At 71.6% G+C, this 12,301-nt stretch carries 10 protein-coding genes and 3 tRNA genes; 6 read left to right on the forward strand and 7 right to left on the reverse strand.

What is annotated here, in order from left to right:
- Positions 1 to 74: 74 nt before the first annotated feature.
- The 3 genes from purL to purS are packed head-to-tail and all read right to left on the reverse strand — an operon-like array spanning position 75 to position 3,255.
- A complete protein-coding gene (purL, locus tag OG389_RS18640) occupies positions 75 to 2,324 on the reverse strand; it encodes a phosphoribosylformylglycinamidine synthase subunit PurL (protein WP_328299609.1) in 2,250 nt (749 codons plus the stop codon).
- Entirely contained in the window at positions 2,321 to 3,001 is a 681-nt protein-coding gene (gene purQ, locus OG389_RS18645) for a phosphoribosylformylglycinamidine synthase subunit PurQ (RefSeq protein ID WP_328299610.1), read from the reverse strand. The genes purL and purQ overlap by 4 nt, the downstream gene beginning before the upstream one ends.
- A 2-nt stretch (positions 3,002 to 3,003) precedes the next feature.
- Positions 3,004 to 3,255 (reverse strand): phosphoribosylformylglycinamidine synthase subunit PurS, encoded by a 252-nt coding sequence (gene purS, locus OG389_RS18650; RefSeq protein WP_008740952.1) that lies wholly within the window; start codon positions 3,253 to 3,255, stop codon positions 3,004 to 3,006.
- A 355-nt stretch (positions 3,256 to 3,610) separates the two neighbouring features.
- Between purS and OG389_RS18655 the strand changes: the two genes are divergently transcribed.
- The 6 genes from OG389_RS18655 (at position 3,611) to OG389_RS18680 (ending at position 6,361) form a co-directional block, all read left to right on the forward strand.
- Positions 3,611 to 3,928 carry a histone-like nucleoid-structuring protein Lsr2 gene (locus OG389_RS18655; protein WP_328299611.1) on the forward strand — a complete coding sequence of 106 codons (318 nt, stop codon included), beginning with the start codon at positions 3,611 to 3,613 and terminating at the stop codon, positions 3,926 to 3,928.
- Positions 3,929 to 4,014: 86 nt separating this feature from the next.
- Positions 4,015 to 4,086: transfer RNA gene (locus OG389_RS18660), tRNA-Gly, on the forward strand.
- A 79-nt stretch (positions 4,087 to 4,165) separates the two neighbouring features.
- Positions 4,166 to 4,238 (forward strand) — tRNA-Gly (locus tag OG389_RS18665).
- A gap of 175 nt (positions 4,239 to 4,413) precedes the next feature.
- Positions 4,414 to 5,658, forward strand: coding sequence for a sensor histidine kinase (locus tag OG389_RS18670; protein ID WP_328299612.1), 1,245 nt, complete (start codon positions 4,414 to 4,416; stop codon positions 5,656 to 5,658).
- Positions 5,655 to 6,266, forward strand: coding sequence for a response regulator transcription factor (locus OG389_RS18675; RefSeq protein WP_328299613.1), 612 nt, complete (start codon positions 5,655 to 5,657; stop codon positions 6,264 to 6,266). Before OG389_RS18670 ends, OG389_RS18675 begins: the two co-directional genes overlap by 4 nt.
- A 22-nt stretch (positions 6,267 to 6,288) precedes the next feature.
- A tRNA-Gly gene (locus OG389_RS18680) sits at positions 6,289 to 6,361 on the forward strand.
- Between the two features lie 99 nt (positions 6,362 to 6,460).
- Here OG389_RS18680 and OG389_RS18685 read toward each other — a convergent pair.
- The 4 genes from OG389_RS18685 to purD form a co-directional block, all read right to left on the reverse strand.
- Entirely contained in the window at positions 6,461 to 7,363 is a 903-nt protein-coding gene (locus OG389_RS18685) for a phosphoribosylaminoimidazolesuccinocarboxamide synthase (protein WP_328299614.1), read from the reverse strand.
- Positions 7,364 to 7,440: 77 nt separating this feature from the next.
- Positions 7,441 to 8,919, reverse strand: a complete 1,479-nt coding sequence (locus tag OG389_RS18690) for a N,N-dimethylformamidase beta subunit family domain-containing protein (protein ID WP_328299615.1) — start codon at positions 8,917 to 8,919, stop codon at positions 7,441 to 7,443.
- 161 nt (positions 8,920 to 9,080) lie between these two features.
- Positions 9,081 to 10,703, reverse strand: coding sequence for a hypothetical protein (locus OG389_RS18695; protein ID WP_328299616.1), 1,623 nt, complete (start codon positions 10,701 to 10,703; stop codon positions 9,081 to 9,083).
- Between the two features lie 299 nt (positions 10,704 to 11,002).
- On the reverse strand, positions 11,003 to 12,256 hold the full coding sequence (purD, locus tag OG389_RS18700; RefSeq protein WP_328299617.1) for a phosphoribosylamine--glycine ligase: 1,254 nt from the start codon (positions 12,254 to 12,256) through the stop codon (positions 11,003 to 11,005).
- Positions 12,257 to 12,301: the final 45 nt, after the last annotated feature.

The raw sequence follows: 12,301 nt of genomic DNA on the forward strand, positions 1-12,301 counted from the left end.
GGCGCGGGCTCCTTGCCGGAACGGACGAGCCCCCGCCCGGAACGGTTCCGGACGGGGGCTCGGAAAACTGCTGCTCAGGCGAGCAGCGCCGGGATCGTCCCCTCGTGGGCGGTACGGAGCTCGGCCAGCGGGAGCGTGAACTCGCCCTGGACCTCGATCTCCTCGCCGTCCACCACACCGATCCGGGTGGCCGGCAGGCCCCGTGCGCCGCACATGTCGGTGAAGCGCAGTTCCTCGCTCCGCGGGACAGCCACGATGGCCCGGCCCGCGGACTCGGAGAACAGGAACGTGAACGCGTCCAGCGCTTCGGGCACCACGATCCGCGCACCGTTGCCGCCGCGCAGGCAGGACTCGGTGAGCGCCTGGATCACGCCGCCGTCGGACAGGTCGTGCGCGGCGTCGATCATGCCGTCGCGCGAGGCCGAGATCAGGATCTCGCCGAGCAGCTTCTCGCGGCCCAGGTCCACCTTGGGCGGCATGCCGCCCAGGTGCTGGTGGACGACCTCGGACCAGGCGGAGCCGCCGAACTCCTCGGCGGTGTCGCCGAGCAGGTACAGCAGCTGGCCGGCCTCCGCGAACGCCATCGGCGTACGGCGGTTGACGTCGTCGATCACACCGAGGACCGCCACGACCGGGGTCGGGTGGATCGCGATGTCACCGGTCTGGTTGTAGAGCGAGACGTTGCCGCCGGTCACCGGGGTGCCCAGCTCGAAGCAGCCGTCGGCCAGACCGCGGGTGGCCTCGGCGAACTGCCACATGACGTCCGGGTCCTCGGGGGAGCCGAAGTTCAGGCAGTCGGAGATGGCGAGCGGCTTCGCACCGGTAGCGGCGACGTTGCGGTACGCCTCGGCCAGCGCCAGCTGCGCGCCCGTGTAGGGGTCGAGCTTGGCGAAGCGGCCGTTGCCGTCCGTGGCCATGGCGACGCCGAGGTTGGTCTCCTCGTCGATGCGGACCATGCCGGCGTCCTCGGGCTGCGAGAGCACCGTGTTGCCCTGCACGAAGCGGTCGTACTGGTCGGTGATCCAGGACTTCGAGGCCTGGTTCGGGGAGGAGACCAGGGCCAGGACCTGCGCGCGCAGTTCCTCGGAGGTCTGCGGCCGCGGCAGCTTGCCCGCGTCGTCCGCCTGGAGCGCGTCCTGCCAGGAGGGGCGCGCGTACGGGCGGTGGTAGGTCGGGCCCTCGTGGGCGACGGTGCCCGGGGGCACGTCCACGATGAGCTCGCCGTGCCAGAAGATCTCCAGCTGCTCGCCCTCGGTCACCTCACCGATGACGGTGGCGATGACGTCCCACTTCTCGCAGATCTCCATGAAGCGGTCCACGTACCGCGGTTCGACGATCGCGCACATGCGCTCCTGCGACTCGCTCATGAGGATTTCCTCGGGCGAGAGGGTCGCGTCGCGCAGCGGGACGGTGTCCAGCTCCACGCGCATGCCGCCGGAACCGGCGGAGGCCAGCTCGGAGGTGGCACAGGAGAGCCCGGCGCCGCCGAGGTCCTGGATGCCCGCGACCAGCTTCTCCTTGAAGATCTCCAGGGTGCACTCGATGAGGAGCTTCTCCTGGAAGGGGTCGCCGACCTGGACCGCCGGACGCTTGGTCGGCTTCGAGTCGTCGAAGGTCTCCGAGGCCAGCACGGACACGCCGCCGATGCCGTCGCCGCCCGTGCGGGCGCCGTAGAGGATGACCTTGTTGCCCGGGCCGGAGGCCTTGGCGAGGTGGATGTCCTCGTGCTTCATCACGCCGATGCAGCCGGCGTTGACCAGCGGGTTGCCCTGGTAGCAGGCGTCGAAGACGACCTCGCCGCCGATGTTCGGCAGGCCCAGGCAGTTGCCGTAGCCGCCGATGCCCGCGACGACGCCCGGCAGGACGCGCTTGGTGTCGGGGTGGTCGGCCGCGCCGAAGCGCAGCGGGTCCACGACGGCGACCGGGCGGGCGCCCATGGCGAGGATGTCGCGGACGATGCCACCGATGCCCGTCGCCGCGCCCTGGTAGGGCTCGATGTACGAGGGGTGGTTGTGCGACTCGACCTTGAAGGTGACCGCGTAGCCCTGGCCCACGTCGACGACGCCGGCGTTCTCGCCGATGCCGACGAGCATCGCGTCGTTCTGGGGGACCTTCTCGCCGAACTGCTTCAGGTGGACCTTGCTGCTCTTGTACGAGCAGTGCTCGGACCACATGACCGAGTACATGGCGAGCTCGGCGCCGGTGGGGCGGCGGCCGAGGATCTCCCGGATCCGGGCGTACTCGTCCTCCTTGAGGCCGAGTTCCTTCCAGGGCTGGGAGGCGTCCGGGGTTTCGGTGGCGTTCTTGACGGTGTCGAGGCTCATGCGCTGACCAGCTTCTTCAGGACCGAGGTGAAGAACGGGAGGCCGTCGGTGCGGCCCGTCCCGATCAGCGGTTCGACCGCGTGCTCGGGGTGCGGCATGAGGCCGACGACGTTGCCCGCGGCGTTGGTGATGCCCGCGATGTCGCGCAGCGAGCCGTTCGGGTTGACGTCCACGTACCGGAAGGCCACTCGGCCTTCGGCCTCCAGTTCGTCCAGTACCCGCTCGTCGGCCACGTAGCGGCCGTCCATGTTCTTCAGCGGTACGGAGATCTCCTGGCCGGCGGTGTAGTCGCCGGTCCACGCGGTCTCCGCGTTCTCCACGCGCAGCTTCTGGTCGCGGCAGATGAAGTGCAGGTGGTTGTTGCGGAGCATCGCTCCCGGCAGCAGGTGGGCCTCGGTGAGGATCTGGAAGCCGTTGCAGATGCCGAGGACGGGCATGCCGCCCCTGGCCTGCTCGATGATCGTCTCCATCACCGGCGAGAATCGGGAGATGGCCCCGGCGCGCAGGTAGTCCCCATAGGAGAAGCCTCCCGCGAGGACGACGGCGTCGACCTGGTGGAGGTCCTTGTCGCGGTGCCAGAGAGAGACCGGCTCCGCTCCCGCGAGGCGCACGGCGCGCAGCGAGTCACGGTCGTCGAGCGTTCCGGGGAACGTGACGACTCCGATGCGAGTGGTCACCGTCAGGCCTCGACCTTCACGGTGAAGTCTTCGATGACGGTGTTGGCGAGGAAGGTTTCGGCCATCTTGTGGATGCGGTCGAGGGCGGCCTGGTCGACCGGGCCCTCCACCTCCAGTTCGAAGCGCTTCCCCTGGCGGACGTCGGCGATCCCTTCGAAGCCCAGGCGCGGCAGTGCACGCTGCACCGCCTGGCCCTGGGGGTCGAGGATCTCCGGCTTGAGCATGACGTCGACTACGACGCGTGCCACTGGCACTCCCGATGAGGTGGTTGGTGCGAAGGCGGTTCCCTCAGCGTACCCGGCCGAAATTTCTACGCGGGTAGATAACCCCTCCGGGTCGCTGCCGAGCGGTTTCGGCTTCACCAACGCTTCGCAAAATCCGCAGGAAAACCACGCGCCCAGGATTGCGGCGGGACACGCGGAGAGAATTAACTGGGCTTCGCAATGCAATGAGAATCGGGGTACAAAGGATTCCTCCGATGCGCCGGCATTTTCGGCTGCGCGGCGGGGGCAGAAAGATGCATTCTTCCGAAACATCCACACAGGCGACATCACTGCTCCGTCCGTGCAAGTCAGCGGGGAGCGGCGTCGCACGAAGGGACCGATATCCGTGGCGCAGCGCGTAGTAGTCACGATCTCCGACGACATCGATGGCGGAGAAGCAGCGGAAACGGTCGTCTTCGGGCTGGACGGTAAGTCGTACGAGATCGACCTCAATCTGGCCAACGCAAAGAAGCTGAGGAAGAGCCTCGCCCCGTTCGTGGCGGCCGGCCGCCGCCAGGCCCGCTCCGGGAAGACGTTCAAGCACACCGCCATCGCCCCCGACCCGGCGGTCGTCCGGGCCTGGGCCCGCTCCAACCAGCTCGACGTCCCGCCGCGCGGCCGGATCCCCAAGAAGGTCTACGAGGAGTACAACGCCGCTCACTGAGAGCCGATTTGCCATCCACCCCTACCGATCCGCTAGTGTGTGGATCACGCCAAGGGGCGAGGCCGCAGGTCAGACCCCGAAGTCGTGCGGGTGTAGTTCAGTAGCAGAACATCCTCCTTCCAGGGGGAAGGCGCAGTGTGCGATCCCTGTCACCCGCTCTGCACGCTTTACCGATCACGGTTGTGGATCAGGTAGAGTGATGCACGCATCGCACGGCAGTTTTGTCGTGGGAAGCATGCGGACGTAGCTCAGTTGGTAGAGCACCACCTTGCCAAGGTGGATGTCGCGCGTTCGAGTCGCGTCGTCCGCTCAGCGTATGAAGGCCCCGATCCTTTGATCGGGGCCTTCTTCGTATCCCCGGATCCGGGGATACGAAGAAGGCCCCCTATCCCCCGTATCTCCCGGCGCACCCGGTATCCCCTGATATCCCAGGTCGATGACAAGTGTCATGGCCGGCCCGGCCCGGCGGCCGCGAGACTGGGGCCATGAAACTCACCGGCTGGTGGAAGAACCGCAGCAGCGCGGGGAAGGTCGAGCTGTACACGCGCTGGTCGTTCCACTTCTTCGTGGTCATCGAGATCGTGTCGATCGGACTGGCCGCGCTGGGCACCATGGCCGGCGAGACCTCTCCGGCCATCGCGGTCCCGCTCTTCCTGGTGGTGTGCGCGCACGCCGTACTCGTCGGCTTCCTCTCCTCCCGGGCCCTCGACTGGATCCTGGGCCGGCGCGAACGGCCCGTACGGCTCGCGGTCGTCACCACCGCCCTGACCGGCGCCGCCGCACTGGGCGTCCTCGCCCTGCGCGCCACCGGCCACGCGGGTGAACCGTCGGTGGCCGCACCCCTGGCCGTGGGCATGACCTGCTTCACCGGCGGCACCCTCGTCCTGTGTCTGCGCGAGCTCCGGCAGATGCGCTACGTGCCCCCGGTCTCGGCCGCCTTCGTCGGTCTGGCGGCGCTCGTCTCCGGTGTCCCGGCCGGCGAGTGCGTCGCACTGACCGTCGGGCTGCTGCTGACCAGCGCCCTGCTCTGCGCGGCCTGCGGGTTCTCCGGATGGCTCCTCGACACCGTCTACGAGCTGGACCGGGCCCGCGAGGTCCAGGCACAGCTCGCGGTGGCCGAGGAGCGGCTGCGCTTCGGCCGGGACCTGCACGACGTGATGGGCCGCAACCTCGCGGTGATCGCGCTCAAGAGCGAGCTGGCGGTCCAGCTCGCCCGGCGCGGACGCCCCGAAGCCGTGGACCAGATGACCGAGGTGCAGCGGATCGCCCGGGAGTCCCAGAAGGAGGTCCGCGACGTGGTCCGCGGCTACCGGGAGGCGAACCTCTCGGTGGAGTTGGAAGGCGCGCGCGGAGTGCTGCGCGCCGCCGGGATGGACTGCCTGGTCGAGTACGAGAAGGCCCGCGAACTGCCCGCCGAGGCCCAGTCGGCGCTCGGCTGGGTGGTGCGCGAGGCGACGACGAACGTACTGCGGCACGGCGACGCCCGCAGCTGCGTGATCCGGCTGACGGCGGAGCCCTCGGGCGCGCTCACGCTGGTGGTGGAGAACGACGGGGCCCCCAGGGTCCCGGCCGGGCCGCCGGGCTCGGGGCTCGCGGGCCTGCGGGAACGGCTCGCGGTGCTGGACGGCACGCTGGAGGCCGGCCCGGTGGACGGCGGCCGGTTCAGGCTGCGCGCCGAGATCCCCGGCCCGGCGGCCGGGCCGGTCCGAGAACTGGAGGCACGGGCATGACCCCCGTACGCGTACTGCTGGCCGACGACGAGCACCTGATCCGGGGCGCGCTGGCCGCGCTGCTGGGCCTGGAGGACGATCTGCTGGTCGTCGCCGAGGCGGCCTCGGGGCCGGAGGCGCTCGCCATGGCGCGGGCCCACCGGCCTGACGTGGCCGTACTGGACCTGCAGATGCCGGGGGCCGACGGTGTGAGCGTGGCCACATCCCTGCGGGCCGAACTCCCCGACTGCAAGACCATGATCGTGACCAGTCACGGGCGCCCGGGGCACCTGAAGCGGGCCCTCGCCGCCGGTGTGCGCGCCTTCGCGCCGAAAACCGTCTCGGCGCAGCGGCTGGCCGAGCTGATCCGGACCGTGCACGCCGGGGGCCGCTACGTCGACCCCGAGTTGGCGGCCGACGCGATCAGCGCGGGGGACTCCCCGCTGACCGCCCGCGAGGCCGAGGTACTGGAACTGGCCGGGGACGGAGCTCCGATCGCGGAGATCGCGGAACGGGCCTCGCTGTCGCCGGGGACGGTACGGAACTACCTGTCCTCGGCCGCCTCGAAACTGGGTGCCGAGAACAGGCACACGGCAGTGCGTCTCGCACGCGAGCGAGGTTGGGTATAGTAGTTCTCGCGCTACGGCGCATGCGGACATAGCTCAGTTGGTAGAGCACCACCTTGCCAAGGTGGATGTCGCGCGTTCGAGTCGCGTTGTCCGCTCAGCAGTGAAGAAGCCCCGGTCCTCGGACCGGGGCTTCTCTCGTTCTCGGGACGGGCCCAGGGGCCCGGCCGCGGGGGCCGGGCCCGCGGCCGGGGGCCTCAGGACCAGGAGTGGCCGGTGAGCCGCTCGTAGGCCTCGACGTACTTGGCCCGGGTCCGGTCCACGACCTCTTGCGGGAGGGCCGGCGGCGGGAGTTCGCCCTTGGGGTCCCAGCCGGAGGCCGGGGAGTTCAGCCAGTCGCGGACGTACTGCTTGTCGAAGGAGGCCTGCGTGCGGCCCGGCTCCCACAGGTCGGCCGGCCAGAAGCGGGAGGAGTCCGGGGTGAGGACCTCGTCGGCGGCGACCAGGCTGCCGTCCTTGTCGAATCCGAACTCGAACTTGGTGTCCGCGAGGATGATGCCGCGCTCGCGGGCGATGTCACGGGCGCGCCCGTACACGGCCAGGGTGGCCTGGCGCAGCAGCGCGGCCGTCTCGGGACCGGCCGTGCGCGCGACCTCCTCGTAGGAGACGTTCTCGTCGTGCTCGCCGACCGCGGCCTTGGCGGCCGGGGTGAAGATCGGGGCGGGCAGCTCGGAGCCGTCGACGAGGCCCTCGGGGAGGGCGAGGCCGCAGACCGTACGGGTCCGCTCGTACTCGGCGAGCCCGGAGCCGGTGAGGTAGCCGCGGGCCACGCACTCGACGGGGACCATGTCGAGGTTCTGGCAGATCAGCGTGCGGCCGGCCCAGGCGGCGGGAGCGCCCGCGGGCAGCTCGGTACTGATCACGTGGTTCGGGACGAGGTCCTGGAGCTGGTCGAACCACCACAGCGACAGCTGGGTGAGGACGCGGCCCTTGTCCGGGATCGCGGTGGGCAGGACCCAGTCGAAGGCGGACATCCGGTCGCTGGCGACCATGACCAGCCGGCCGTCCTCGTCGCGGTAGAGGTCGCGCACCTTGCCGGTGTGGAGGTGGACGAGGCCGGGCACCTGGACCGGCTCGGGCTTTTCGACGAATCCGGACACGGGGTCTCCCTGTGGTTCTGTACGAGCGCAGGGCCATTCTCCCGTACCCGCCCGCGAACCCGGACAACGGGTCCGGGTCAGTCCCTCTTGCAGATCCGGTCGAGGAGGTTGGCGGTGGCCCGCTGGACCCGCTCGTCCACATGGCCGGGGCGGTCGAGGGCGGGGGACCAGGCGAAGGTGCCGGAGGCGAAGACGAGCGCCCCGCTGGGGGCCCGGTAGAGCGAGGTCTCCTGGTGGCGGAGGTGGCCTTCGCCGTCCTCGTACGGGGAGTGCGCGAGCAGGATCCGGCTCTGGTGCTCGGGGAGCTGCGTGCGCGGGAAGTACCGGTCCGCCTCGCCCGCGACCAGGCCGGGCAGTTCGTCGTTCTCGGAGGCTCCGGTGGAGTCCCAGAGCCAGTGCGTGGCGTTGCGCACGACCAGGGGCGCGGGCTCGGGGACCCGTCCCGCGTACTGGATGCCGAGGAGCTGCTGCTCCGGGCGGTCGACTTCGCGCCAGAGGCTGGGGCGGCCGGGGCCGCGGCGTTTTCGGCACGTGAGGAGGCGGTCGTCGACCCCGGAGGGCGAGGGCGAGAGCTCGACCTGCCAGTACATGGTGTTCGCGGAGAGGAAGACGAGCGAGGTTCCGTGGTCGCGGGCGCGCTCGACGGTGCGGCGCATGGGGGCCGACCAGTACTCGTCGTGGCCGGGGAAGACCAGGCCGCGGTAACGGGTGGGATCGACGCGGCCGGCGTGCAGGTCGCGGGCGTCGGCGTAGGCGAGGTCGTAGCCGTAGCGCTCTGCCCAGCGGATGAAGTCGTAGGCGTGACCGACATGCAGGGGCAGGCCCGCGCCGGCGTAGGGGCGGTCGAAGGAGACGGTGATCGCGGCGTCGCGTTCGCCGAGCAGCCGTCCCTCCTCGTCCCAGGCGTGGTAGAGGCTCGCGCCCGTGCGGCCGTCCTCGGGGTAGAGGTTGTAGGCCTGCCAGGTGATGTCGGGCAGCAGGAGCAGCAGATCCGCCGGGTGGTCGTCCCGCACCGTGAAGGGGATGTGCGAGCGGTAGCCGTCGGCGGTCGTCAGGACCGCCACATAGGCGCCGACGCTCCAGTAGGAAGGGACCTGGAGCCGCCAGGACAGCCACCAGTGGTGGCAGGAGACGGTGCGGTCGGCGGCCAGGGGCGCGGGCTGGACGATGCCGGAGAGCCGGGGGCTGGTGGTGATCTTGGAGGCGCCGTCGCCGCCGTAGTGGCCGATGCGGTAGACGTCGACCGAGAACTGCTGCGGCGGGTCCACGGTGATGTGGAAGTCGATGGCCTCACCGGGCGCCACGGCTCCGGTGGAGGTGAACCCCTTGATCTGCCGGTGCACGTCGTCGGCGGTTCGGGGGCCGCCATTGCCGCGGGCGCGGGGGATCTGACCGGCGGCGACGGCCGGATCCACGTACCAGGGCACGACCTGGCCGCTGTCGTCGTAGTAGAGCTCGCTCCCCCGGAACCACGGCAGCGGGCCCTGCCCGAAGGGGTCGGTCACCGCGTGCGCCAGCGCACCTGACTCCCAGCGCCGGATCTGCTCCGCACCCATACCGTTCCCCTCCCTCGCTCCCCCGAACGCCACGACCGGTCCCAGCACATCACATAACGCACGCAGTCCGTCACCGTTCGTCGCGAATATTTCAACCGGTGCCCCCGGGCGGCGGGCTGTGCCCCTGCCCGGGGAGCCATCACCCAGGCAGCCATCGGGAGCTACACGAGCCGGACCGGCTTCTCGGGGCGTACGCCGACCTCCGCGAGCCAGTCGCGCAGCGGCCCGGAGTCCCCGTCCTCCACCAGCGAGAGCACCCGCCCCGCGAGATCGGCCCGCCGGACCCCGGCGACCAGCAGCACGGGCCCGTCCAGCCAGTCCAGCCCGGGCTCACCGCCGGCGGAGTCGACCGCCGCGCAGCACACCAGGGCCACCACGTGATCGGCCAGCAGGTCCCGCCCGCTGCGCGGGGCCTCCAGCGGGAACAGCGGCAGTGCGTCGGCCCCCCTGGCACCGGCCGGGGCCGCGGCGGGCGCGGCATCCCTCGCCAGGTCACCGCTCAGCCGGCCGGACAGGGCGTCGGCGTCGGCGTCCGTGAGGTACGTCAGCACCCGCTCCACCGTGGAGGCGGCGGGCACCGACACCGCGGACAGCGCGTCCAGCGCGGTCAGCAGCCGCGCGGCCTCCGTCCGCCACTTGCGGTCGACGACCTCCTCCGGATACGCCGCCCAGTCCACCGGGGACCAGTCCGGCCCGGCCTCGGCCGGTCCGCCGTGGAACAGCCGCGCGGCCAGCAGCGAGGCGGCCTCGTCCACCGCCCCCGGCTGCTCCAGCAGATCGCACGCCGGGCGCTCGCCGAGCCGCGAGGTGAACCCGTCGGCCAGCCGGTCGCGCCGGGACAGCTCGGTCAGCGCGGACACCACGCCCGCGTCGAGGTGCGTGGGCCAGCGGCCCATCCGCCAGGCGGGCAGCGCGACACGGGTCAGCAGCCGGTCCCAGCCGGCGTACGCCAGCCCGACCTGCTCCTGGGCCACGATGCGCAGCCCGTAGTCCACACCCTGTGCACGGTCCGACGCGGCGGCGGCGACCCCGCGCTCCATCTCGGCGGCGTCGACCCGGCACAGCCGCAGCAGCAGCCGGGCGGGGGCGGCGATCCAGCCGAGGAAGCGCCGGTTGCCCACGTCCACGGCGGCGTCGAGGCCCCGTACGAATCCGCGCGCGTCGGCTATGTCCGGATGCGCGGAGGGACCCGTACCGGCGACCACCGGGGCGAGCACCGCGCGCAGCTCCGCCACGCGCATCCACCACAGGAACGGCGAGCCGATCACCAGCACCGGGGCGGCGCCCGGCTCGGACTCGGGGGCGGCGCAGGCCGCGGCCCCACCGACCCCACCGGATATACCCGTGCGCGTACGGGCGCGGCGGTGGGCCGCGTGGGTGCGGTCCTCCAGCCAGCTGTCGCAGTCGGGCGTCAGGGCTATCGCGGAGGGCGCCGGGACGTCCATCCGGTCCGCCAGGTCCCGCACGAGCCGGTAGAGATCGGGGGCGGCGGCCTCCGACAGCGGCACGGTCGGGGTCATGGCGGGGCTCGCCCGCAGGACGACGGCGGCGAAGATCCCGCCGACGAGGAGAACGAGCGCGGCGAAGGCGCACACGGCGAGGGTCACGACCGGCCAGGGGTCACCGGCGAGCCGGCCCGTCGTCCGGGCGCTCACCAGCACCACGGCGAGGGCGGCGGGCAGCAGCCCGACGGCCAGTGCCCTGCTGCGCACGCGCAGCACGGCCAAGGCTCGGGAACGCGCGGACGGCGTGCCCACTTCAGCGATCGAACCGGTTCCGGACACGACCGGACCTCACCCCCTCTGCCCTGCGGCGGCGTTGCTCACTCCCCCACTGTGACACCAGCCACTGACATCGCAATGCCGGTGGGCCATGTGCCGGAACGAGCACCGGAATGCTTGCGCCGCACCATAGTTGGGGCGAGGGCGGACGTCAGGCAGACCGGGTGACGATCACCCGATGGAATGGCTTTGGGTAAAGGTGGGTGCGTTCGAACGCGGCTGGATGCACTCGCACGCGGGCATGCGCGCGGGCCCGGCCGCACCGAGTGCGCACCGGGCCCGCTTCCGTGCAATCCCGCTGCTCAGCGGCCCTCCGCGGCCTTCGCCGCGATGTCCGTGCGGTACTGCGAGCCGTCGAGCCCGATCCGGGAGACGGCCTTATACGCCCTTGTCCGGGCCTCCGCCAGATCGGAACCGGTCGCCGTCACCGACAGCACGCGACCGCCCGCGCTGACCACCGCGTCGCCCTCGCGCCGGGTTCCGGCGTGCAGCACGTAGGCGTGCGGGGCGTCCTGCCCGGCCACCTCGGCGAGGCCCGTGATGGGGTCCCCGGTGCGCGGGGTCTCCGGGTAGTTGTGGGAGGCGATGACGACGGTCACGGCCGCGTCCTCGCGCCAGCGGAGCGGGGGCTCGGCGTCCAGGGTGCCGTTGGCCGAGTTCAGCAGCACGCTCGCGAGCGGGGTGCGCAGCCGGGCCAGGACCACCTGGGTCTCGGGGTCGCCGAAGCGGGCGTTGAACTCGATGACCCGTACCCCGCGCGAGGTGATCGCGAGGCCCGCGTAGAGCAGCCCGGAGAAGGGGGTGCCGCGGTGGCGCAGCTCGTCCACGGTCGGCTGCAGGACGCTCGCCATGACCTCGTCGACGAGCTTCGGGTCGGCCCAGGGGAGCGGCGAGTACGCGCCCATGCCGCCGGTGTTGGGGCCCTCGTCGCCGTCGAGCGCGCGCTTGAAGTCCTGCGCGGGCTGGAGCGGCAGCACGGTGACGCCGTCGGTGATGGCGAAGAGGGAGACCTCGGGGCCGTCGAGGAACTCCTCGATGACGACGCGGTCGCAGCCGAGCGCGTGGGCGCGGGCGGCGGCGCGGTCGGCGGTGACCACGACGCCCTTGCCGGCGGCCAGGCCGTCGTCCTTGACCACGTAGGGGGCGCCGAAGGCGTCGAGGGCCTCGTCCACCTCTTCCGGGGTGGTGCACACGTAGCTGCGGGCCGTCGGGACGCCGGCCGCGGCCATCACGTCCTTGGCGAAGGCCTTGGAGCCTTCCAGCTGGGCCGCTTCGCCGGACGGGCCGAAGACGGGGATGCCGGCCGCGCGCACGGCGTCGGCGACGCCCGCTACCAGCGGGGCCTCCGGGCCGACGACGACCAGGTCGGCGCGGAGTTCGGTGGCGAGGCGGGCGACGGCTTCGCCGTCGAGGGCGTCGACGGGGCGGAGCTCGGCCACCTCGGCGATGCCGGCGTTGCCTGGAGCGCAGTACAGCGCGTTGACGTCGGGATCGAGGGACAGAGAGCGGCACAGGGCATGTTCGCGGGCGCCGCCGCCGATGACGAGGACCTTCACGCCATGAAGACTAGCCCGGGTTCCCCGGTGGGCTTCGTGCGGGCA

This window comes from Streptomyces sp. NBC_00435, from assembly GCF_036014235.1.
In the GTDB taxonomy this organism is placed as follows: Bacteria; Actinomycetota; Actinomycetes; order Streptomycetales; family Streptomycetaceae; genus Streptomyces.